The sequence below is a fragment of the Acidovorax sp. Q11 genome (assembly GCF_054950075.1).
In genome coordinates, this window is record NZ_JBUDZG010000029.1 from 42,411 (window position 1) to 60,937 (window position 18,527).

Annotated in this window: 17 protein-coding genes; 10 read left to right on the plus strand and 7 right to left on the minus strand. The window is 64.0% G+C overall.

Annotation, left to right across the window (positions count from 1 at the left end; all coding sequences use genetic code 11):
• The first annotated feature begins 37 nt into the window (after window positions 1-37).
• Window positions 38-925, plus strand: a complete 888-nt coding sequence (locus tag ACYZGB_RS18685; RefSeq protein WP_462390370.1) for a DMT family transporter — start codon at window positions 38-40, stop codon at window positions 923-925.
• Between the two features lie 122 nt (window positions 926-1,047).
• On the opposite strand, the gene ACYZGB_RS18690 is transcribed toward ACYZGB_RS18685, so the two are convergent.
• The 5 genes from ACYZGB_RS18690 to ACYZGB_RS18710 all read right to left on the minus strand — a co-directional run bounded on the left by ACYZGB_RS18690 (window position 1,048) and on the right by ACYZGB_RS18710 (window position 7,104).
• Entirely contained in the window at window positions 1,048-2,145 is a 1,098-nt protein-coding gene (locus tag ACYZGB_RS18690) for a hypothetical protein (RefSeq protein ID WP_462390371.1), read from the minus strand.
• Window positions 2,146-2,323: 178 nt separating this feature from the next.
• Window positions 2,324-4,264: a penicillin-binding protein 2 gene (mrdA, locus tag ACYZGB_RS18695; protein ID WP_462390372.1), complete on the minus strand. Its 1,941-nt coding sequence runs from the start codon at window positions 4,262-4,264 to the stop codon at window positions 2,324-2,326.
• A 178-nt stretch (window positions 4,265-4,442) separates the two neighbouring features.
• Window positions 4,443-4,961 carry a rod shape-determining protein MreD gene (gene mreD, locus ACYZGB_RS18700; protein ID WP_063460974.1) on the minus strand — a complete coding sequence of 173 codons (519 nt, stop codon included), beginning with the start codon at window positions 4,959-4,961 and terminating at the stop codon, window positions 4,443-4,445.
• 43 nt (window positions 4,962-5,004) lie between these two features.
• Window positions 5,005-5,928, minus strand: a complete 924-nt coding sequence (gene mreC / locus ACYZGB_RS18705; RefSeq protein ID WP_462390373.1) for a rod shape-determining protein MreC — start codon at window positions 5,926-5,928, stop codon at window positions 5,005-5,007.
• 132 nt (window positions 5,929-6,060) lie between these two features.
• Window positions 6,061-7,104, minus strand: coding sequence for a rod shape-determining protein (locus ACYZGB_RS18710; protein WP_008907364.1), 1,044 nt, complete (start codon window positions 7,102-7,104; stop codon window positions 6,061-6,063).
• Between the two features lie 206 nt (window positions 7,105-7,310).
• Between ACYZGB_RS18710 and gatC the strand changes: the two genes are divergently transcribed.
• From gatC to gatB, 6 genes are read left to right on the plus strand one after another with little or no spacing between them, the layout of a single operon-like run.
• The gene (gene gatC, locus ACYZGB_RS18715) at window positions 7,311-7,610 is read left to right on the plus strand and encodes an Asp-tRNA(Asn)/Glu-tRNA(Gln) amidotransferase subunit GatC (protein WP_055394393.1); all 300 of its coding nucleotides are present in this window, start codon (window positions 7,311-7,313) and stop codon (window positions 7,608-7,610) included.
• A gap of 12 nt (window positions 7,611-7,622) precedes the next feature.
• Window positions 7,623-9,116, plus strand: coding sequence for an Asp-tRNA(Asn)/Glu-tRNA(Gln) amidotransferase subunit GatA (gene gatA / locus ACYZGB_RS18720; RefSeq protein WP_462390374.1), 1,494 nt, complete (start codon window positions 7,623-7,625; stop codon window positions 9,114-9,116).
• Window position 9,117: 1 nt separating this feature from the next.
• The gene (locus ACYZGB_RS18725) at window positions 9,118-9,516 is read left to right on the plus strand and encodes a hypothetical protein (RefSeq protein ID WP_462390375.1); all 399 of its coding nucleotides are present in this window, start codon (window positions 9,118-9,120) and stop codon (window positions 9,514-9,516) included.
• Window positions 9,513-10,892, plus strand: coding sequence for a KGGVGR-motif variant AAA ATPase (locus ACYZGB_RS18730; protein WP_462390376.1), 1,380 nt, complete (start codon window positions 9,513-9,515; stop codon window positions 10,890-10,892). Before ACYZGB_RS18725 ends, ACYZGB_RS18730 begins: the two co-directional genes overlap by 4 nt.
• Entirely contained in the window at window positions 10,879-12,378 is a 1,500-nt protein-coding gene (locus ACYZGB_RS18735) for a hypothetical protein (RefSeq protein WP_462390377.1), read from the plus strand. The genes ACYZGB_RS18730 and ACYZGB_RS18735 overlap by 14 nt, the downstream gene beginning before the upstream one ends.
• Before the next feature lie 19 nt (window positions 12,379-12,397).
• A complete protein-coding gene (gene gatB, locus ACYZGB_RS18740; RefSeq protein WP_462390378.1) occupies window positions 12,398-13,849 on the plus strand; it encodes an Asp-tRNA(Asn)/Glu-tRNA(Gln) amidotransferase subunit GatB in 1,452 nt (483 codons plus the stop codon).
• Window positions 13,850-13,935: 86 nt separating this feature from the next.
• On the opposite strand, the gene ACYZGB_RS18745 is transcribed toward gatB, so the two are convergent.
• The gene (locus tag ACYZGB_RS18745; protein ID WP_462390383.1) at window positions 13,936-14,601 is read right to left on the minus strand and encodes a DUF4124 domain-containing protein; all 666 of its coding nucleotides are present in this window, start codon (window positions 14,599-14,601) and stop codon (window positions 13,936-13,938) included.
• A gap of 33 nt (window positions 14,602-14,634) precedes the next feature.
• Window positions 14,635-15,333, minus strand: coding sequence for an orotate phosphoribosyltransferase (pyrE, locus tag ACYZGB_RS18750; RefSeq protein WP_462390379.1), 699 nt, complete (start codon window positions 15,331-15,333; stop codon window positions 14,635-14,637).
• A 10-nt stretch (window positions 15,334-15,343) separates the two neighbouring features.
• Between pyrE and ACYZGB_RS18755 the strand changes: the two genes are divergently transcribed.
• The 3 genes from ACYZGB_RS18755 to ACYZGB_RS18765 all read left to right on the plus strand — a co-directional run bounded on the left by ACYZGB_RS18755 (window position 15,344) and on the right by ACYZGB_RS18765 (window position 18,431).
• Window positions 15,344-16,147 (plus strand): exodeoxyribonuclease III, encoded by an 804-nt coding sequence (locus ACYZGB_RS18755; protein WP_462390380.1) that lies wholly within the window; start codon window positions 15,344-15,346, stop codon window positions 16,145-16,147.
• Between the two features lie 18 nt (window positions 16,148-16,165).
• A complete protein-coding gene (locus ACYZGB_RS18760) occupies window positions 16,166-18,073 on the plus strand; it encodes a GspE/PulE family protein (RefSeq protein ID WP_462390381.1) in 1,908 nt (635 codons plus the stop codon).
• A 235-nt stretch (window positions 18,074-18,308) separates the two neighbouring features.
• On the plus strand, window positions 18,309-18,431 hold the full coding sequence (locus tag ACYZGB_RS18765; protein ID WP_462390384.1) for a hypothetical protein: 123 nt from the start codon (window positions 18,309-18,311) through the stop codon (window positions 18,429-18,431).
• Window positions 18,432-18,527 lie beyond the last annotated feature (96 nt).

Sequence of the window (18,527 nt, forward strand, 5' to 3'; positions counted from 1 at the left end):
GAAACCGACCAGCCCTTTCTTTTTTGCGTGAGAGCCCATGAAACCCGAACGTTTTGGCCTGATGGCCCTGCTGGCCGTGACCGTGGTGTGGGGCACCACCTTCCCGGCCATGAAGCTGTTGTCCACCCAGCTTGATGCGCTGCAGATCATCTGGCTGCGGTTTGTGATTGCGCTGGCGGTGCTGGCGCCGCTGTGGTGGGGCATGTGGCGCCATGAGCGCCTGTGGGGCTGTGCCCTGGGAGCACTCTTGTTCCTGGCATTCTGGCTGCAGATCGAGGGGTTGGCGCGCACCAGCAGCAACCGCAATGCGTTTGTGACGGGCCTCAACGTGCTGGTGGTGCCGCTGATTGCCATGGCCGCCATGGGCCGCCGCTACGGCTGGCGGCTGTGGGCGGCCTGCGGAATGGCCCTGGGGGGCATGACCCTGATGTTCCACGAGAACGAGCCTTGGAACCTGGGCGATACGCTGACGCTGGCCAGCACCGTGTTCTATGCGCTGTACATCCTGGCACTGGAGGAATGCGCGCGCCGCACGGCCGCGCGCCCCCTGCGCGCCACGCGCATGGCGGCGGCGCAGGCCATGGTGATGGCGGTGGCATCCACCCTGCTGCTGCTGGGCCGCGACGGGGGCATGGGCTGGCTGCAGTCCACCGCGCACCTACCCACCGATGCCTGGGTGGCGCTGCTGTATCTGGGCCTGCTGGCCAGTGTGGTGGTGGTCACGCTGCAGGCCTGGGGCCAGCAGCGGGTGGACGCCATGCGCAGCGCCATCGTGTTCGGGCTGGAACCGGTGTTTGCCGCACTCACGGCCTGGGCGCTGCTGGGCGAGCGGCTGGGCTGGGCGGGCCTGGCGGGCGCGGCGCTGATCGTGGCGGCGCTGGTGTTCAGCCAGATCCCGCCGTCGGCGCGGGCACAGCCTGCCTGAGCAGAAAATTCAAGGAAAATGGTCTTCACCGCGCGACCAGCATGCCCTTATAGCTATCTAAATGATAGCAATAATTCTACCGCAGTACGGATACACGCCCCCGTACGGCGCGGGTCGCGGCGCTACACCTGCGTGACCAGCCCCACCATCTTCACCACCTCCAGGTCGCGCCCCTTGACCGAGGCCAGCTCGGCGCGCAGGCGGTCGTTGTTCCAGCGTGCATCGGGGGCGCCGCTGAGGAACCAGTCCGAGCCGTTGTCGGCCAGGAACATGCCGTAGGTCTTGAGCGCCGCCAGGATGGCCTGGGCCTCGGGGCTGAAGCTGGCAGGGATGGCGTAGGCCGCCTTCAGGCGCACGCGCATGCCCATGGGCGGCAGGTTGGGGTCGGTGTTGGACGACGCATAGTGTGTGGCCGGTGGCACAAACGCGCGGCGTGTGCGCGCCGCCGTGAAGCGCAGCGCATGGCGGATGCCGCCCGCGCCCTGAGAGGCCTCGTCGTACCGCACCAGCCCGGGAAAGATGGGCAGCCCGGCGGCGTCGGCGCTGGTCCAGCCGGGCCTGGCAGTGGGCCGCACGGTGTTGTTGTCGAGGTGGAACATGGCGCCTACGTCGGCCACCCAGCGGTCGCCGCGTGCAAAGGCACGCCCCAGTTCATACAGCCGCTGGTTGTCGCGGTCGATCACCAGCACATGGCGGTCGCCGTTCTGCCCCGGCGCGCCCTCCACAGGTGCGTCCAGCGGGATAGGAAACGGGCCGGGGTCGCTTTCGTCCCCGTAGGCCTGGTACTCGATGGCCACGCGGGCCTGCTGGCCCGAGACCACCTGGTAGGGGATGCCGATGGGCGCGCCCTCCCACAGGCCGGAGCCGAAGTCGCGGTACAGGCCCTTGTCGGCACCGATGCTGGCGATCAGGCGGTCAGAGGCCGGGTCCACGTCTGCGCCGCTGATGTCGGTGTTCCAGGGGTTGTCGGCCGGGAAAGGGATGGCGCCGTTGAGCGCCGCGCCGGCCCCGAGGCCCGCGCGCGAGAGGTTGCCATAGGCCACGCTGCCGGGCGGTGGTGGCGGCAGGGGCGACGGCGATGGGGCTGGCGCCGGAGACGGAGCGGGGGATGGCGCGGGAGCCGGGCTGGCCGGGGCATCGTCGCCACCGCCGCCGCCTCCACACGCCGTGAGCAGCAGAACAGGAAGGGCCCCAAGGGCCCGGCGGCGTTGGCGTTGCATGGTGCTTGTCTCCGGTGCGTGGCGATCGGGCGCGGCCCCGGGTTGGCGCCGGAATCAGGTTCCCGGTCATCCAGCGGGGGCGGGCGGATTCTGCCCCAGAAGCGGCGCGCGGCCTGTTAGAAGATGTTCAGGGGGTGGGCTGCGGGGGCGGGGGCAGACCAGCACGCGGCCCCGGCCATCAAGGCAGGGGCAGGGCCACCTCCGCCGCGCGGCGCGGCTTGCCGATGGGGGCTGCGGCCTGGCCCTTTTGCACGGCGGCGATGTCTTCTTCACTGGGGTAGTCGCCTTGCAACCAATAGTCGAACACGCGCCGCACGATGGGTGCTGCGTGGGCTGCGCCAAAACCGGCGTTTTCAACAATCGCTGCCACGGCGATGGTCGGGTTCTCGGCCGGTGCAAAAGCGGCAAACAGCGAGTGGTCGCGCTGGTGTTCTTCCAGCGCCTTGGCGTTGTACTTCACGTTCTGGCCCAGGCTCACCGCCTGCGCCGTGCCGGTCTTGCCGCCTGCGGTGTAGGGCGCCCCGGCGAACACCCGGGTGCCGGTGCCGCCCTTGTTCACGGCCACCATGGCATTGCGCACGATCTCCACGTTCTTGGGCAAATAGCCCAGGTTCTCGCCGGGCGGCTGGACAATTTCGGTGATGGCCCCCGTGACCGAGTTCTTCACCGCCTTGGCCAGGTGCGGGCGGTAGCGGGTGCCTCCATTGGCCATCGTGGCCTGGGCCAGCGCCAGCTGCAGCATGGTGAAGTTGTTGTAGCCCTGGCCAATGCCCAGCGACACGGTTTCGCCCGGGAACCAGCGCTTCATCTCGGGGCGCTTGTAGGCGTTGCGCTTCCACTCGGTGCTGGGCAGGGTGCCACGCACTTCGCCGTTCAGGTCGATGCCTGTGGACTGGCCAAAACCCAGCGGCTTCATGAAGTCGTGGATGGCGTCCACGCCCATCTCCACCGCCAGCGAATAGAAGTAGGTGTTGCTCGACTGCTGGATGGCGCGGTGCATGTCCACCCCGCCCAGCCCGCCCTCGTGGCTGCGGAAGGTGTGGCCCCCAAAGGTGTAGAAACCCGGGTCGTTGACCACCATGCTGGGCGAGCGTTTGTTCAGCTGCAGCGCCGCCAGCGCCATGAAGGGCTTGTAGGTGGAGCCCGGCGGGTAGGTGCCCCGCAAGGCACGGTTGAGCAGCGGCTTGTCGATGGACTCGTTGAGCGCAGCCCAGTTTTCGGCATCGATGCCCTCGACGAACAGATTGGGGTCGAAGGTGGGCTTGCTCACCAACGCCAGGATTTCGCCGTTGCGCGGGTCAATGGCCACCAGCGCGCCCCGGCGGCTGCCATACAGCTCTTCGATGAGTTTTTGCAGCTTGATGTCGATGGACAGCATCACGCTGTCGCCCGGCGTGGCCGCATGGCTGGACAGCTTGCGCACGGCCCGCCCGCCCGCCGATGTCTCCATCTGCTCGAAGCCGGTCACGCCGTGCAGCGCCGCCTCGAAGCTCTGCTCCACACCCAGCTTGCCGATGTATTCCGTGCCCCGGTAGTTGGCCTCGTCCTCCGAGTCCTGGATGCGCGCCTTCTCGGTCTGGTTGATGCGGCCGATGTAGCCAATGGCGTGCGCCCCCACATCCCCCAGCGGGTAGTTGCGGAACAGCCGCGCCTTGATGTCCACCCCCGGAAAACGGTAGCGCTGGGCGGTGAAACGCGCCACCTCCTGGTCGGTGAGGCGGGTGCGGATGGGCAGGGATTCAAAGTTGCGCGACTCGTCCATGAGCCGCTTGAAGCGCCGGCGGTCCCGCGTCTGGATGTCCACCACCTTGGACAGCGCGTCGATGGTTTCGTCGAGCACCCCAGCGCGCGAGGGCGTGATCTCCAGCGTGTAGGCAGAGTAGTTGGTGGCCAGCACCACCCCATTGCGGTCCAGGATCAGGCCCCGGTTGGGCACGATGGGCGCGACCGCCGTGCGGTTGCTCTCGGCCTGGGCCGCGAGGTCGTCGTGGCGCACCACCTGCAGAAAAATCAGCCGCGCCACCACCAGGCAGAACGCAGCAAACACCACCAGGCCCACCACCACAGCCCGCAGGCGAAAACGCGATGCGTCGGCTTCGCTACTGCGCAGTTCGGTCATGGCTGCGCCTTCGACGGCACGGCCCGGAAACTCGCTGCATGCGCGACTGGCGCTGCCCATACCAGGGGACGCCGAGCAAGGGCCGCCCCGCCGCGAGGGCGTCGTCCCCCTTCCCACAGTGCGCAGCACTGTGAGAGAAGGGGGAAGCGGCGCAGCCGCTCAGGGGGTTGCCTCATGTTCACAACGGCCGGTTCTGGTCGCTGTCGGGCGGGCGGCGCTGGGGCGCCAGCAGCACCCAGCTGGCCAGGGGCCAGAGCAGCGCCTCGATCAGCGGCGCCAGCAGGCTCCACAGCCCCGGGAAAATGCCGCCCGCCGCCATGCGCAGCAACAGCTCGACGGCGTGGGCCAGCGCAAACAACGGGAACACCTGCAGCGCCTGCGACGGCACGCTGAACCACAGCAGGCGGCGGTGGATGGCAATGGCGCCAAACGACAGCACGGTGTACGACAGCGCATGCTGGCCCAGCAGCGCCGACTGGCTCACGTCCATGCACAGGCCCAGCACAAAGGCTGCACCCATGCCAATGCGCAGCGGCTGGTGCACGCCCCAGAAGACCAGCAGCACCATGAGCAGGTCGGGCGTCCAGACGATGCGGCCCAGCGGCAGCATGTTGATGGCCAGGCCCGCCACCAGGCTGAACCACATGAACACCGGGTTCACCGGCATCAGCAGGGGCTCACCACGCGGCATGATCATGGCGTGTGTCCTTTCGTCTGGATGCTGGGGAGGATGCGGCGGCTCACTTGCGGCCTCCGCGCTTGTTCGATGGCACCGGGTGCGCCGGTTCGGGGCGCTGCAGCTCGTGCTCGGCCAGCGGCTTGAGCACCACCACATGGCGCGCGCCCTGCACCTGGGCCAGCGGCGCGCAGTAGATGCGGGCAAACGCCGAGTCGGCCCGGCGCTCCACCCGCACCACCCGCGCCACGGGCAGGCCCGGGGGGTAGAGGCCGTCCACGCCGCTGGTGGTCAGCAGATCGTCTTCGCGGATGTCGGCATTGGCGGGCATGAAGCGCAGCTCCATGCCACCGCCATGCCCCGCCACGGGGTCGCCATAGGCCACGCCCCGCACGCCGGTGCGGATGTTCAGCACAGGGATCGCCTGGTCGCGGTCCACCAGCAGCGTGACCTCGCTCACCAGCGGGAACACCCGCGTGACCTGGCCCAGCACCCCGGCCTCGTCCATGACGGGTGCGCCCAGCTCCACGCCCCCCAGTTGGCCCCGGTCCAGCACCACGCGGCGGGTGTAAGGGTCGGCCGTGTCGTAGATCACCTCGGCCGCCTGGGCCGGGGTTTGCAGCCGGTCGCGCAGATCCATCAGCTTGCGCAGGCGGCCGTTTTCCAGGGCCAGCTGATCGGCCTGGTTGGCGCGCTGGCCCATCTCGGTCATCTTCTTGCGGGCAGCGTCCAGGTCCTGCTGTGCGGTCTGCAGCGACTGGAAGTAGCTGGAGCCCTGGCTGGCAAATTCCACCGGCTTGAGCATGAGCCACTGCACCGGGTAAAGCACGGTGGCCACCACCTTGCGCAGCGGGTCTGTGATGTGGAAGCGCGCGTCGGCCACCATGAGGAACAGCGCCAGCGCACTGAACACAGCCAAACGCGACAGGGCCGAAGGGCCCTGTTTGAAGAAGGGGGGAGCGCTGCGCTCCAAGGTACCGAGTGGCATGGTGCGCAGCGGTCAGTCTCTGCCGCAGGGAGCAAGCTCCATGGGCGTGTGCTCAGAAACAAGCATTGGAGCAAGAGCGGTCATGCAATTCAGAGCGCAAAAAAGTGCCTGCCATGTACAGGCGCCTGCCAGTTACTCGCTCGTGAAGATGCTGCCCAGGCGGTCCATGCGCTCCAGCGCAATACCGCAGCCACGCACCACACAGGTCAGCGGGTCTTCAGCCACCAGCACCGGCAGGCCAGTTTCCTCGGCCAGCAGGCGGTCCAGGTCGCGCAGCAGCGCACCGCCGCCGGTCAGCATCATGCCGCGGTCGGCAATGTCGGCGCCCAGCTCGGGCGGGGTCTGTTCCAGCGCGTTCTTCACGGCCGAGACGATCTGGTTGAGCGGGTCGGTCAGCGCTTCCAGCACTTCATTGGAAGAAATGGTGAAGCTGCGTGGCACGCCTTCGGACAGATTGCGGCCCTTGACCTCCATCTCGCGCACTTCGGAGCCGGGGAAGGCCGAGCCGATGTTCTTCTTGATGGCTTCGGCCGTGGGCTCGCCGATCAACATGCCGTAGTTGCGGCGGATGTAGCTGATGATGGCTTCGTCGAACTTGTCGCCGCCCACGCGGACGCTGCCCTTGTAGACCATGCCGCCCAGCGAGATCACGCCCACTTCGGTGGTGCCGCCACCGATGTCCACGACCATGGAGCCCGAGGCTTCCGAGACGGGCAGACCGGCGCCGATACCGGCGGCCATGGGTTCTTCGATCAGGTACACCGCCGTGGCGCCCGCCGCCTCGGCCGCGTCCTTGATGGCGCGGCGCTCGACCTGGGTGGAGCCGCAGGGCACACAGATGATGATGCGCGGGCTGGGGGTGAACAGCGTGCGCGGATGCACCATCTTGATGAACTGCTTGATCATCTGCTCGGTGATCACGAAGTCGGCGATCACGCCGTCCTTCATCGGGCGGATGGCTTCGATGTTGCCGGGCACCTTGCCCAGCATGGCCTTGGCCTCGTGGCCTACGGCCTGGATGACTTTTTTGCCGTGGGGCCCGCCTTCGTGGCGGATGGCGACCACGGAAGGTTCGTCGAGGACGATGCCTTTGTCGCGGGCGAAGATGAGGGTGTTGGCTGTGCCAAGGTCAATGGCAAGGTCGGTGGAGAAGTACCGACGGAAAGCTCCGAACATTCAAAAGTCCTCTCGGGCACGGCATGCGCGTCGGCCTGCCATCGCCAGGTATTTCAGGGGTGTTTATTGGCTTTTTTCACGCAATTGACTCCCATTCCGGGAGCTTTGCGGCAAAGCCGGGATAATACCCCATCCCCTGTGAATAACTCCCTCCGGCGAGCCCCGGATCACAGCTTTACTTCTGGTTTCTCTAGATTCTCCTCCCTATGGCACTGACCCCCCAGGACATCGGCCGCATTGCCAACTTGGCGCGGCTTGAGCTGACACCCTCCGAAAGTGAGCGCATGCTCACGCAGCTCAATGGTTTCTTTGACATCGTGGAACAGATGCGGGCTGTGGATACCTCGGGCGTTACGCCCCTGGCCCACCCCGTGGCCGCCATCCAGGACGTGCAGCTGCGCCTGCGCGAAGACCTGGCCAGCGAGCCCAACCAGCGCGAAGCCAACCAGCAAAGCGCCCCCGCTGTCGAACGAGGCCTGTTCCTCGTGCCCAAAGTGATCGAGTAAGAGCCCCGCCGCATGACTTCCACCGCATTGCATGACCTGGGCGTGGCCCAGCTGGCCACCGAACTGCGCGAGCGCCGCGTCTCGGCCGTCGAGGCCGCCCAGCATTTCCTCGCCCGCGCACAGGCCCACCAGAACCTGGGCGCCTACGTGGCCGTAAACCCCGAGATCACCCTGGCCCAGGCCCGCGCCCAGGACGCCGCCATTGCTGCAGGCACCGCAGGCCCGCTGGCGGGCGTGCCAATTGCGCACAAGGACATCTTTGTCACCAAAGGTTTCCCCAGCACCGCAGGCTCCAAGATGCTGGCGGGCTACCAGTCGCCCTTTGACGCCACCGTGGTCACCAAGCTGGCCGACGCAGGCGCCGTGACCCTGGGCAAGCTCAACTGCGACGAGTTCGCCATGGGCTCGGCCAACGAGAACTCCGCCGTCGCCCCCATGGGCTCCGACACCCCCGCCCCCGTGCGCAACCCCTGGGCCACCGACCGCATCCCCGGCGGCTCGTCCGGCGGTAGCGCCGTGGCCGTGGCCGCGCGCCTGGCACCAGCCGTGACCGGCACCGACACCGGAGGCTCCATCCGCCAGCCCGCGTCGTTCTGCGGCATCACCGGCATCAAGCCCACCTACGGGCGCGCCAGCCGCTACGGCATGATCGCGTTTGCCTCCAGCCTCGACCAGGCCGGCCCCATGGCCCGCTCGGCAGAAGACTGCGCGCTGCTGCTGTCCGCCATGTGCGGCCCCGACCCGGACCGCGACTCCACCAGCCTGGACGTGCCTGCCGAGAACTTCAGCGCCAAGCTCAACGACAGCATCGACGGCCTGCGCATCGGCATCCCCGCCGAGTTCTTTGGCGAAGGCCTGGCGCCCGATGTGCGCGCCGCCGTGGATGGTGCCCTGAAGGAATACGAGAAGCTCGGCGCCAAGCTGGTGCCCATCAGTCTGCCGCGCACGCAGCTGTCCATTCCGGTCTACTACATCATTGCTCCGGCCGAAGCGTCGTCCAACCTGAGCCGCTTTGACGGCGTGAAGTTCGGCCACCGCGCCAAGGACTACACCGACCTGGTGGACATGTACAAGAAGACCCGCGCCGAAGGTTTTGGCGACGAGGTCAAGCGCCGCATCATGATCGGCGCCTATGTGCTCTCGCATGGCTATTACGACGCCTACTACCTGCAGGCGCAGAAGATCCGCCGCATGATCGCCGACGACTTCCAGAACGCGTTCAAGAGCTGTGACGTCATCGCCGGCCCCGTGGCCCCCACCGTGGCCTGGAAGCTGGGCGACCACGGCAACGACCCGCTGGCCGACTACCTGGCCGACATCTTCACCCTGCCCGGCTCGCTGGCTGGCCTGCCGGGCATGAGCGTGCCCGCCGGTTTTGGCGAGGGGGGCATGCCTGTGGGCTTGCAGTTGATTGGCAACTACTTCAAGGAAGCCCAGTTGCTGAACACCGCACACCGCCTGCAACAGGCCACTGACTGGCATCTGAAGACGCCGGAGGGGTTCTGACATGCACGACTACGCGGACGCAGCAGAACGACATTTTCTCAGTGCCGATGCAGTGCATACCGCACACCCTGCTACTGCAAGCCATTGCTACGGGATTGCTGCAGAGTGCGTTCTCAAGGCGTTGATGAGCAATCTTCAACCCCAAGTCAATCGGGTTTCTGGAAAGCACATCGGTGCCAGCCTATGGGCCGAGTTCGCGAACCACCAAACACTGCAAACGCATCCCAGCCGTGTCGCAGGGGCCATCAAGTATCAAAGTGGATTCAATGGCTGGGACATCGGGCAGCGCTACCTGAGCCGGATGAGCACTGAGTTTTCCGAGGCTCAGGTCTCTGCGCAACTTCAAAGCGCACGGGGTTTGTTGGGGCTGTTGCAGTTGGTGCAGCGGGAATTGGCATGACGATTGATCTCTACCTCAAGACGCAAGATCGGATCGATGCCATCCGGGGCACACTTGAAGCGCACAAAAACGATTGGTGCCAGTACCTTCAGCTATTCTGCGCTCCGTTTAACTCGCTCCTCGTGATCCGAGATTGGCAAGGTCGAATTCATATCGGAGTGCCTGGAAACAAGAAGTTTGACAAGCTCCCTGAGGCTTCTCGGCTTGCCATTCGCACTGCGAGAACTGCATTGGAAGCTGCGGCGGGAGTTCTCTTGTTCGATCCGAACGGATTTGTGTACCAAGACGAGCTGTTCGACGCGGAAGCTCTTTGGGCCAGCGCTGATAAGGTGCTTTGGGAGGAACTTGACCCTCTTCCCGCATATTGGATTGAGCGGCAAGCAAAAGAGAAGATATGGACTCAATCCCCAGTCCCTGTTGATGGAGCGCATCCTCTACGCATCGTTTACTTCGGTATCAAAGGAGGCGTTGGACGTAGTAGCGCGTTGCTTGCGTCGGCCTATCACTTGCTGGGTCAGGGCAAGAAGGTGTTGGTTCTAGACGCGGACTTTGAGTCCCCAGGGGTTTCGGCGACCCTATTGGCTGACGAACTGCGACCTGACTACGGCTTGCTGGACTGGTTTGCACTTGATGGGCTACGCTCAGATTTAGCAGATGAACTTATCGATAGTGCGCGTCTGTACGAGCGAAGCGGCCTAGATGCAAGCGTGGTTGGCGAGGGCACAGTGTGGGTTGCCCCCTCTTTTGGGAGAGAGACACAAGACTATGTAGGCAAGCTGGGACGTCTTTATCAAGATGTTGCCGAACAAGGCTACGTCCAACGGTTCAAGAAACTTCTGATGCGCCTTGAGGCTCAGCTAACTCCAGATGTGGTTTTGATCGACTCTCGCGCCGGGATCGACGACACAGCCGCTGTTGCACTGACGCAGTTGGACGCGCACGGACTTTTGTTCGCAACTCATGGACGCGCCACTTGGACGGCTTACGAATATTTGTTTAAGCATTGGCAGCACTTCGCTAACTTGCAGGAAGGCGGCGAAGACTTCCGATCAAGACTGCATGTGGTCAGTGCCTTGACACCTGTCGATACGGCGTATGACAAGGCCTTCTTGGATGCCAGCTACCGCTTGTTTTTGGAGCATCTTTACGAGGAACTTACGCCCGATCAGATGGAGGGCGATGGCTTCAACTACGGCGCGGATGATCCTGATGCGCCCCACCGCCCCTGGCGCGTTCGCTGGGACGATGTGCTGCGGCATTTCGACCCCATCCAAAACCCTGCGCAGCTGGATGCTGCTGTATTCGAAAAAGCGTTTGGCGATTTGAAGCAACTCCTCAACCAACTGCTTGGAACTGGGGGCCTTGATCATGAATAGCCAGGAGGCTGCTCAGCTGCGATCTGAGTTGTTGAATGTGGCTCAGAACTGGCGGTCTGAAGACAAGCCGACGCAGCCGACGGACATCTTCTTTCCACCAGCACATGTCCGAGCATTGGCATTGGATCGACCTCTGGTGATCGGAATGCGCGGTGCTGGCAAGTCGTTCTGGAGTGAGGCACTGACCAACGAAAGCCTGCGACCCGCCTTGTCCAAAGTGGTCAAGGGGTTCAACAAGTTGCGGTTTGTTGGATCTATTCGCTGGGATGAAGCTGCTTTTTCGACACGCTTGCCAGACAGAACTCATCTGGAAAAGCTGCAAGGCTCTCTTGAGCCTCGTGTACTCTGGCTAGCCTTGGTGTTGAATGAGTTGCGGTCTCTATGTGAGGCGAGAGGTGTTGTTGTTGGTATGCCCAACCCCACCAGCGATGGCGGTTGGACAGAGGCGCTGCTGTGGGCCGGTAGTAACCGAGATGCGCTCACACGTTCGCTGGAGCAGATCAACTTGACCCTGTCGCAGTCCGGCGAAGTGGCGCTCATGGTTTTTGATGCGCTAGATCGGATGCAAGGACAACTGGCGCACAGCGTTGACTACTTGCGTGGGTTGCTGCAGCTCCTGTTGGACACTCGACAGCTCAAGGGCTTGCGGTTCAAGGTCTTTTTGCGGGAAGACATGACCAATATGCCTAACGTACTGTCGTTTCCCGATGCCTCTAAATTGGTCAACGAAGCAGTTCATCTCAAATGGACCCGAGAGGACATCTATGCATTGCATTGGCATAAGCTCGCGCAGGGGAGCCAAGGGTTTCAAAAACTCTTGAGCGATACATTTGGTCCGCCGCAGCTTCAACTCAGCGATGGTTATTGGCATGAGGTGCTCGTTCAATCGTCTCCTGATGCAGGAAAACTAACCGAGTTCCTGAAGCTTATTGCCCCCCCGTACATGGGCAGCAGCCCGACCAAAGGGCACGTGTACACATGGTGGTACAAGCACTTGGCAGATGGCAAAGATCGAGTCAGTCCTCGCACGTTTGCCGCTTCCCTCAAAGAGGCTCTCCAAGCGTCTCAAAGGCCGAACTCTGTGTCGGTACTGATGCCGGCTGGTATTCAAAACGGTGTGCGAGCGGCCAGTGACGCGCGAGTGGAGGAGTTGAAAGAAGACTATTTCTGGGTGGGCACTGCGCTGGCAGCGTTCAATGACCGATCCACACCGATTTCCGTTAAGGAGATCTACGGGGTGTGGAGCATCGGGGTAGATGGAACGCCAACACCTCGTTTAATCAGCGAGCAATGTTCCGCCAAAAATGTGTTCGTGCCCTGGGATGAGGGCGACAGGCTTACTTCCAATAGCCAAAAGCTCCGGGACACCTTGGTGGAGCTTGGCATCTTGATACTCCGCGATGACGACACCAGACTGGATATGCCCGACATCTATCGTCTTGGGTATCGCATCCGTAAGCGTGGCGGTGTATCTCCACGCAGATGAAGACAGTTGAATTTCAAGTATGACAAAGCAAGCACTTATCCATGGCTACGAAGTCGTCATCGGCTTCGAAACCCACACCCAGCTCGCCACCAAGAGCAAGATCTTCAGCCGCGCCGCCACCGCCTTTGGCGCCGAGCCCAACACCCAAGCCTGCGCCGTGGACCTGGCCCTGCCCGGCACTCTGCCCGTGATGAATCGCGAGGCTGTGGCCTGTGCTATCAAATTAGGACTGGCACTCGGCTCCCATATTGCCGAGAAGAGCATTTTTGCGCGCAAAAACTACTTCTACCCCGACCTGCCCAAGGGCTACCAGATCAGCCAGTTCGAGATCCCGGTCGTGCAGGGCGGCGAAGTGTCGTTCTTTCTGGGCGACGAAAAGAAGACCGTGCGCCTGGTGCGCGCCCACCTTGAAGAAGACGCGGGCAAGTCGCTGCACGAGGACTTCATCGGCCAGTCGGGCATTGACCTGAACCGTGCGGGCACGCCGCTCTTGGAGATCGTGACCGAGCCCGACATGAGCTCGTCCGAAGAAGCCGTGGCCTACGCCAAGGAGCTGCACAAGATCGTCACCTGGATCGGCATCTGCGACGGCAACATGCAGGAGGGCAGCTTCCGCTGCGATGCCAACGTGTCGGTGCGCAAGCCTGGCCAGCCGCTGGGCACGCGCCGCGAGATCAAGAACCTGAACTCGTTCAAGTTCATGCAGCAGGCCATCGACTACGAAATCCGCTGGCAGATCGAGCAGATCGAAGACGGCCACGCGATCCAGCAGGCCACCGTGCTGTTCGACCCGGACACGGGCGAAACGCGCGCCATGCGCACCAAGGAAGACGCAGCCGACTACCGCTACTTCCCCGATCCCGACCTGCCACCGCTACATATTTCAGAGCAATGGATCGAGGAGCAGCGCGCGCAGATGGCCGAATTGCCTCGCACCATGGCCGCGCGTTTTGTGGCGGACTACGGGGTGCCGGAATATGACGCGACCACGCTCACCCAGAGCAAGGCGATGGCCGCCTACTTCGAAGCCGTGGCCAAGGCCTGCGGCCAGGCCAAGCTGGCCAGCAACTGGATCATGGGCGAGGTCTCGCGCCGCCTGAACATGGCCGAGATCGGCATCGAGCAGGCCCCCGTCCCGTCAGCCCAGCTGGCCGCGCTGATCGCGCGGATCGCCGACGGCACCATCTCCAACAACGCGGCCAAGCAGGTGTTCGACGCGCTGTGGACCGGCGAGGGCCAGGAAGTGGATGCCGTCATCGAGGCCAAGGGCCTCAAGCAGATGAACGACTCTGGCGCGCTCGAAAGAATCATCGACGAGGTGATTGCCGCCAACGCCGACAACGTGGCGCAGTTCCGCGCGGGCAAGGACAAGGCCTTCAATGCGCTGGTTGGCCAGATCATGAAGGCCAGCAAGGGCAAGGCGAACCCGACGCAGGTGAACGAGCTGCTGCGCGCCAAACTCGCAAGCTGATCGCCCGACGGGCTGCAATCAGCAACGACCAAAACAAAGGGGCCTCACGGCCCCTTCGTTTTTTCGTGTCTTGTTATGGCCCGTTTTTACCGGCTGGCGGCAGGCGTTTCCGCTGCGACCCCGGAGGCCGAAGCAGGCAGGCGCTGCGACTCCCACAGCTTGCGCAACTGGGCCAGCTCGGCATCAAAACGCTGGTGCACGCGCCGTTTTTCCTGGTCCTGCCCGGCAATGAAGCGCTGCTGCTCGGCCATGCTGTCCTCGTTCTCCGCGATCTTGCGGCGAAGCGCCATGGGGGCCTTGTTCGGGTCGCGTTTGTAGAACTCCATCTCCAGCTCAAACGCCTTGTGCTGCTGCTTGAGTTCGGCGATGCGTTTTTCTGCAGTGGCGGTCACGTCATCCACCATCTGGATCGCGGCTGCACGCTCTACATCGTGGGCCGCCTTGTCGGGGTAGCGGGTGGTGAGCACGCGCTCGCGGCGGCGCTCCTCCACTTCGCGGGCGCGGGCCTCGGCTTCTTTGCGCTGCTGGGCCTCCTGGGCGCTGCGCTCTTGCTCAGTGAGGGAGGGGCCGATTTGCCTGCGCACAGTGCCCGAAGGGCTCAGCTCGCGCTGCTCACGGTCCAGGCATTCGGGGATGGGGCGGTCGGCAGTCAGACGTCGGCCATTGCGGTCCACACAGGTGTAGATGCCCCCGGCCGGCGCCTGCGCCCGCGCCAAATCGGCAGCCAGGGTGGCCAGCAGAACCCCGCCCATGATCCACGCCGATTTGCTGCTGCTCAAAGTTGTCTACCCCTCGTTGACGCCATACCGCTGGCGATAGGCCAGCACTTTTTCGTGGTGGGAGCGCATTGCATCCTCCCCGTTTTGCTCCAGGTAGAGCAATAAGTCTGCCAGACGTGCAATGGCGCACACCTGCATGCCCAGCTGGTGGCGCACGTACTGCACGGCGCTGTGGTCTACGTCCTGGCCATTCTCTGTGGCTTTTTCCTGGCGGTCCAGCGCAATGGCCACCGCATGGGGCGTGGCGCCTGCCGCCTTGATGATGGCGATGGACTCGCGGGCGGCGGTGCCGGCCGACATCACATCGTCCACGATCAGCACCCGGCCCTGCAGCGGCGCGCCCACCAGGGTGCCACCTTCGCCATGGTCCTTGGCCTCCTTGCGGTTGTAGGCAAAAGGCACGTTGCGGCCCAGGCGGGCCAGCTCCACGGCCACGGTGGCAGCCAGCGGGATGCCCTTGTAGGCAGGACCAAAAACCATGTCGAATTCGATGCCGCTGGCCAGCAGGGCTTTTGCATAGAATTCTGCGAGGCGGCCGATCTTGCGGCCGTCGTCAAACAGACCGGCGTTGAAGAAGTAGGGGCTCAGGCGCCCGGCCTTGGTCTTGAATTCACCAAACCTCAGCACGCCCGATTCAACGGCAAAACGGACAAAATCCTGCGCCAGCTGGCCCTGCTCTGAGGTTTGCGCGCCAACATCCACCATGGGGAAATCCTTGTTCAAATTAACCAGCCTCAATCTCAATGGCATCCGCTCGGCCACCAGCAAAGGCGTGGAAAGCTGGATGGCAGCCACGCGGCCGGATTGTATTTGTGTGCAGGAAGTCAAGGCACAGGCGCCCGACATGGCCAACCGCTTTGAGCAGCTCGCCGACCTGCAGGGCCACTTCCACTTTGCCCAGAAAAAGGGCTACTCCGGTGTAGGGGTGTACACCCGGCACACGCCTTCCAACATAGTAGTTGGCTATGGATCTGAAGAGTTTGATGCAGAAGGCCGCTATGTGGAGCTTCGCTTTGACACGCCTGCGCGCAAGCTGTCCATCATCAGCGCCTATTTTCCCAGCGGCTCCTCGGGCGAAGAGCGCCAGCAGGCCAAGTTCCGCTTTCTGGCCGAATTCCACCCGCACCTCATGCGCCTGAAGGCCGAGCGCGAATTCATCCTGTGCGGCGACATCAACATTGCGCACCAGCAAATAGACCTCAAAAACTGGCGCAGCAACCAGAAAAACAGTGGTTTTTTGCCCGAAGAACGCGCCTGGATGACAAAGTTGTTGCACACAACTGATGAAGGCGGCGGCATCATCGACGTGTACCGTCAGTTACAACCGACCGCGACCGACACCGCCTACACTTGGTGGAGCAACCGCGGCCAGGCCTATGCCAACAACGTGGGATGGCGGCTGGACTACCACCTGGCCACCCCAGCGCTGGCGGCGCTGGCGCGCACAGAATCCATCTACAAGGGCGAGAAGTTCTCCGACCACGCACCCATCACTGTGGACTACGAATTCCGCCTATGACCCGGCCCTGCTGATCCGATGACTGACGCCACTGCCTCCGCACCCCCACCCGCCCACAGCTTTCGGCCCCCCAGTGCAGAGGCCTTGTGGAGGCAGATTTCCACCCCCCACCCCACAGTGGGGAAGGCGCGACACCTGGGCGAGGCGCTGGTGCATGCCGGTCTGCTGGCCACACCCGCGTTGTCCGAGGGCCTGCAGGCGCAGCAGGTAGAACGCAGCCAGGGTCAGCACCGGCCCATTGGCCAGATCCTGGTGGACCGGGGGGCCCTGACCCAGGAACAGCTGCGCAACGTGATCGCCACCTGGCTGGGTGAGTACACGGTGCACCCCGGAGACATCACCCCCGAGGCCTCGGCCCTGGCCATGATCCCCCGTGCCGTGGCCGAGCGCGAGTCCGTGCTGCCACTGATAGCGCGCGAGGACGCGCTGGTGCTGCTCATGGCCGACCCCTGGGACCGGGTGCTGGTGGACGAGATGCGCTTTCTGACCCAGCGGCGCCTGATCCCGCTGCAGGCTGCGCCGGGCACGCTGATGCCCGCCATCCACAAGGCCTACCGCACCACCTCCGCAGCGCCAGGCAATGCCAGCGCAGGCGCCCGCGCCACCTCGCAGGAGCTGCTGACCAACCTGAGCAGTGCCGCGCCGGACGCCGATGCCGAACAGGCCGACGTGATCAGCGAGTCGGACAACACCCTGGTGCGGCTCATCAACTCGGTGATCGACGAGGCCATCAACCACCGCGCCTCCGACATCCACATCGAGACTGAGCCCGCCCCGCGCAATGTGCGCGTGCGCCTGCGTATCGACGGCGATCTGGTGCCCTATCTGGAGCTGCCTGCGCGCTACCGCTTTGCGATGGTGGCGCGCATCAAGATCATGGCCAGCATGGACATCTCGGAGCACCGCAAGCCCCAGGACGGCAAGATCGACTTTGCCCGCTTTGGCGGCCCGCCGGTGGAGCTGCGCGTGGTCACAGTGCCCACCTCGCGCGGGCTGGAGGACGTGGTGCTGCGCCTGCTGGCAGGCGCCAAGCCCCTGCCGCTGGAAAACATTGGCCTGAGCCCCGACAACCTGCAGGCCCTGCGGGCCGTGGTGCAAAAGAGCTACGGCCTGGTGCTGGTGTGTGGCCCGACGGGCTGCGGCAAGACGACCACGCTGCACTCGGTGGTGCGCGACATCAACACCGCAGGCCGCAAGATCTGGACGGCCGAAGACCCCATCGAGATCACGCAGGAGGGCCTGCGTCAGGTGCAGGTGAACCCGCGCATCGGCTGGACATTTGCTGCGGCCATGCGCACCTTCTTGCGCGCAGACCCCGACGTGATCATGATCGGCGAGATGCGCGACGAGGAAACCGCGCGCATCGCCATCGAGGCATCGCTCACCGGGCACTTGGTGCTGTCCACCCTTCACACCAACTCGGCGCCCGAGAGCATTGCACGGCTGCTCGAAATCGGCCTGGACCCGTTCAATTTTTCCGACTCGCTGCTCGCCATCCTGGCACAGCGCCTGGTGCGCCGCCTGTGCACCGCCTGCCGGGCGCCCCAGGTCGCCGACATGGATACGCTGATGGGCCTGGCCTCGCAGTACCTGGAAAGTGGCACCGGCAACACGCCCGAAAGCCGCCAGGCGCAGATCGCGCGCTGGCGCCAGCAGTACGGTGGGGCACAGGGCGAACTGCGACTGTGGCGCCATGTGGGCTGCCCACAATGCGACGGCCATGGCTACCACGGGCGACTAGGTATCCATGAGCTGATGATGAGCGACGAGGCGATCCGCCAGCACATCCGCCACCGTGCCCCAGCATCAGACATCCGCCATTCCGCGCTGGCGGCCGGCATGCGCACCCTGCGCCAGGACGGCATCGACAAGGCGCTGCAGGGCCTGACCGACATGTCCGAGGTGGTCGCAGCCACCAACCTCTAGGGATCCTCTGACACATCATCGCACCGTGTGCATCTGCGGTCTCGGGCGGTCTGCGGCGCACACTTACCGCTCGATTCGTACGGACGCTCCCTAGGGATGTCCTGCATAACTCCCTGCGTGTTGGCGCCGACCGGAAACTGAGCCAGTTTTCTAGGTAGGGCCGAAGTAAAAATGAGCCAGGTGTTCAACCTACCCTGCTGTTTATTTAAGCAGTGGGGTTCGAGGAGTGATCACCATGGACATGATTGGCAGGATCCGACGGCTGCACGTGAGGGACAAGCTGTCGGAGCGCGAGATAGCGCGCATGACGGGGCTGTCGCGCAACACTGTTGATTTCCACGCAGAAGTGACCCACTAACCCCCAGGATTTCCATCCAAACCTGACCCACGTACTAACCCTAACCTGCTGCTTTGTTGAGCAGCAGGAGACCAGGAGTGATAGACGTGGCAACAC

Coding starts and splice junctions, on each gene's coding strand:
- mreC (WP_462390373.1), bottom strand. CDS start 5,928: ATGCCACTCGGTACCTTGGAGCGCAGCGCTCCCCCCTTCTTCAAACAG.
- ACYZGB_RS18765 (WP_462390384.1), top strand. CDS start 18,309: ATGGACATGATTGGCAGGATCCGACGGCTGCACGTGAGGGACAAGCTG.
- ACYZGB_RS18725 (WP_462390375.1), top strand. CDS start 9,118: ATGCACGACTACGCGGACGCAGCAGAACGACATTTTCTCAGTGCCGAT.
- pyrE (WP_462390379.1), bottom strand. CDS start 15,333: ATGGTGGATGTTGGCGCGCAAACCTCAGAGCAGGGCCAGCTGGCGCAG.
- gatC (WP_055394393.1), top strand. CDS start 7,311: ATGGCACTGACCCCCCAGGACATCGGCCGCATTGCCAACTTGGCGCGG.
- mreD (WP_063460974.1), bottom strand. CDS start 4,961: ATGATCATGCCGCGTGGTGAGCCCCTGCTGATGCCGGTGAACCCGGTG.
- gatA (WP_462390374.1), top strand. CDS start 7,623: ATGACTTCCACCGCATTGCATGACCTGGGCGTGGCCCAGCTGGCCACC.
- ACYZGB_RS18710 (WP_008907364.1), bottom strand. CDS start 7,104: ATGTTCGGAGCTTTCCGTCGGTACTTCTCCACCGACCTTGCCATTGAC.
- mrdA (WP_462390372.1), bottom strand. CDS start 4,264: ATGACCGAACTGCGCAGTAGCGAAGCCGACGCATCGCGTTTTCGCCTG.
- ACYZGB_RS18745 (WP_462390383.1), bottom strand. CDS start 14,601: ATGGGCGGGGTTCTGCTGGCCACCCTGGCTGCCGATTTGGCGCGGGCG.
- ACYZGB_RS18730 (WP_462390376.1), top strand. CDS start 9,513: ATGACGATTGATCTCTACCTCAAGACGCAAGATCGGATCGATGCCATC.
- ACYZGB_RS18685 (WP_462390370.1), top strand. CDS start 38: ATGAAACCCGAACGTTTTGGCCTGATGGCCCTGCTGGCCGTGACCGTG.
- ACYZGB_RS18690 (WP_462390371.1), bottom strand. CDS start 2,145: ATGCAACGCCAACGCCGCCGGGCCCTTGGGGCCCTTCCTGTTCTGCTG.
- ACYZGB_RS18760 (WP_462390381.1), top strand. CDS start 16,166: ATGACTGACGCCACTGCCTCCGCACCCCCACCCGCCCACAGCTTTCGG.
- gatB (WP_462390378.1), top strand. CDS start 12,398: ATGACAAAGCAAGCACTTATCCATGGCTACGAAGTCGTCATCGGCTTC.